The 2,736-nt window shown below is 70.4% G+C and carries 3 protein-coding genes; all 3 read right to left on the reverse strand.

All coding sequences use genetic code 11. The features are described 5' to 3' along the window. A partial coding sequence (locus FVW27_RS12550) for a hydantoinase/oxoprolinase N-terminal domain-containing protein (RefSeq protein WP_208294766.1) occupies positions 1-1,553 on the reverse strand: 1,553 nt, incomplete at its 3' end. Between the two features lie 125 nt (positions 1,554-1,678). Beyond that, complete coding sequence (locus tag FVW27_RS12555) at positions 1,679-2,041, reverse strand: tRNA-binding protein (protein ID WP_196610266.1); 363 nt, start codon at positions 2,039-2,041, stop codon at positions 1,679-1,681. A gap of 290 nt (positions 2,042-2,331) precedes the next feature. Further along, the coding region (locus FVW27_RS12560; RefSeq protein ID WP_167125622.1) for a class I SAM-dependent methyltransferase at positions 2,332-2,736 on the reverse strand (405 nt) is incomplete at its 5' end.

Raw genomic sequence — 2,736 nt, forward strand, 5'->3', positions numbered from 1 at the left:
CGCACCAGCCGGTCGATGGCCCGCTCCAGCGTGCTTTCCGGCAGGCGCAGCGCGCGCAGCAGATCGCCCGCCGGGGTGGGGCCGTGGGCGTTCAGGTGGTCCAGCACCGCGCGTTCGGCGGCGTCAGCGAATGGGGCGAATGGGGCGGACGGGGCGGATGAGGCTGATGAGGCTGATGAGGCGGACGGGGCAGGCCCCGCCTTTTCATCGCATGCGTCCTCACGGCGCGCGGGACAGATGCACCGCGCCCGGCCCCCGGCGCGCAGCCATTGTGCCGGGTCCGGCAGGGGACCGGCCATGCACAGCGGCACCACCCGCAACGGCCCCACGGACAGCGTGCCGTCCGCATCCGGCCGCACCAGGCTGTCGCCGCCCACGCCCACGGTGAACATTTCCACGGCTTCCACGTGGGTTTCCCAGTCGCCCACCACCATGCCGTCGGCCTGGATGACCGGGCGGCCCCTGCGCAGCAGGGTGACGTCGGTGGTGGTGCCGCCCACGTCCACGATGAGGGCGTCCGGCGGTGGCGGGGTGCCGGTGTTTGCCGATGCATCCGGCGATGTGTTCGGGGCCGTGGCGAGCGAAGCCACGCCCTTGCTCGCGTTGGCGCCTGCCGGTATCGCGTGTTCCTTTCCGTCCGCGTTCCCGACGTCTTCATCCCCATTCGGCAGCCTGCCCGCCGCATGCGCCGCGCCGTACCCGGCCATGGCGGCGGGGCCGCTGGCCACGGTGGCCGATGCGTTGCGCAGGGCCTCGTCCATGGGCATGGCCGTGGCGTCGCCGCGCACCACCACCACCGGGGCGGCAATGCCCAGATCCTCCAGCGCGGTGCGCACCCCGTCCAGAAAGCGGCGCATCACCGGCAGCAGCCGCGCGTTGAGCACCGCCGTGGCCGCGCGTTCCTTCATGCCCGCGCGGGAACTGGCCAGATGCGAGCAGAACACCGGCTTGGGGTCCACCATGCCGATGGCCCGTTCCGCCACCAGCTCGTGGGCGGGGTTCACGAAGCTCATCATGCCGCACACGGCGTAGGCGTCCACCCGGTTCCGCATCAGGCGGATGGCGTCCACCAGCCGGTTCAGCGCCAGCGGCTCCTCTTCCGACCCGTCCAGCTTGTGACCGCCGGGGATGGCGTCCATGGAGGCGCAGGGCACGGTGATGCGCCCGGCGTAGCCGATGATGAACAGCCCAACCTCTGCCCCCTGCCCTTCCACCACGGCGTTGGTGGCCAGCGTGGTGGATACGGAGACCAGGTCCACGGCGCTGGCGGGCAGGCCGGACGCGGCCAGCGCGGCGGCCATGGCCCCGGCCATGCCCCGGCCAAGGTCGTGATGGGTGGTGGGCCGCTTGGCCGATGCCACCACCCGGCGGGTGGCGGCGTCCACCAGCACGGCGTCGGTGCAGGTGCCGCCGGTGTCCACGCCCATGACGTAGCGCACGTGACGGGTGGCCGGTGAGGTTTGCCCGGGCTGATCAGGTTGCTCGAGCGGATCGAGCGGATCAATCGGATCGGGGGCGTTGCTGGCGGCGGGGGTATCGGCTTGGCTGGTCATGGAAAAACCTTGCAATGCGCGGGAAAGATGTCGGAAATCCACAGGGTTGGAGACAGCCTTCCACTGAGAAGGTTCAACAGCGCCAACGGGCGAAGGGACAAACCTGATGTCCGGGCGGGCGCGTTTCAGGCGAGCTTCAAGCCATTGTCCACGGGCCGCTCCGGCACGGCCAGCACCACGCTGCCGTCCGCCTGCGCAAAGCCGGTGACCAGGAATTCCGAGCGAAACGGCCCGATCTGCCGGGGCGGAAAGTTCACCACGCCGATGATCTGGCGGCCCAGCAGGTCGTCCGCCCCGTACAGGTGGGTGATGCGCGCGCTGGACTTCAGCACGCCGATGCCCGGCCCGAAGTCGGCCCACACCTTCCACGCGGGGCTGCGGGCCTCGGGAAACGGTTCCACCTGCACGATGGTGCCGGTGCGCAGTTCCACCTTCTCGAAGTCGTCCCAGGTGATGGCGGGCAGGCCGGAAGCGGCGGGGGTGGTCATGTGCGATTCTCCCGTTATGCGTAGTGATGCGTCGTGAAGTGTGGCGTCTACGGCATGCCGGCCGTGTGCGGGCCAAGATGTCGATCGTATGCCGACCGTGTGCCCACCGGAAGCGCAAGTTGCGGCGCGTGGCGGTGCGGGCGGGATCATTCCGCGCGGGTGGCGGCGAACAGCATCCCTTCGGTGACGGACGAACTGCGGTAGCCGGTGCGGCCCAGGCAGGCCGCATCGTGAAATCCCGCCTCGCGGAGCATGGCCAGGAACTCCGTTCCCGGTACGGCGCCGCCCTGTCAGCGGAACCAAGTGGACACCACGTCCGCGCCCTGCGGGGCGGGCCCGTCCAGTATCTGGTCGGCCAGGCGCAGGCGGCCACCGGGCCGCAGCACCCTGTGGATTTCGCGCAATGCGGCGGGCTTGTCCACTATCAGGCTGAATACTCCGTTGGAAATGACCACGTCGAAGCTGCCGGAGGCAAAGGGCAGGCACTCCGCCCCGGTCTCCACGAAGCGTATGGGGGCAGACTGGCGGTTTGGTCCAGACACGTCTGGTCCAGACGGGTTTGGGACGCGCTCGGTCAGCGACGCGGCTGCGCCCTTTGCCGCGTCCGTATTGGTGGCGGCCAGATTGGCGCGGGCGCGGTCCAGCATGTGCGGGCTGGCGTCGGCACCGGTCACCGCGCCGTCCGGCCCGGCCAG

It is taken from the genome of Nitratidesulfovibrio liaohensis, from assembly GCF_011682075.1.
In the GTDB taxonomy this organism is placed as follows: Bacteria; Desulfobacterota; Desulfovibrionia; order Desulfovibrionales; family Desulfovibrionaceae; genus Cupidesulfovibrio; species Cupidesulfovibrio liaohensis.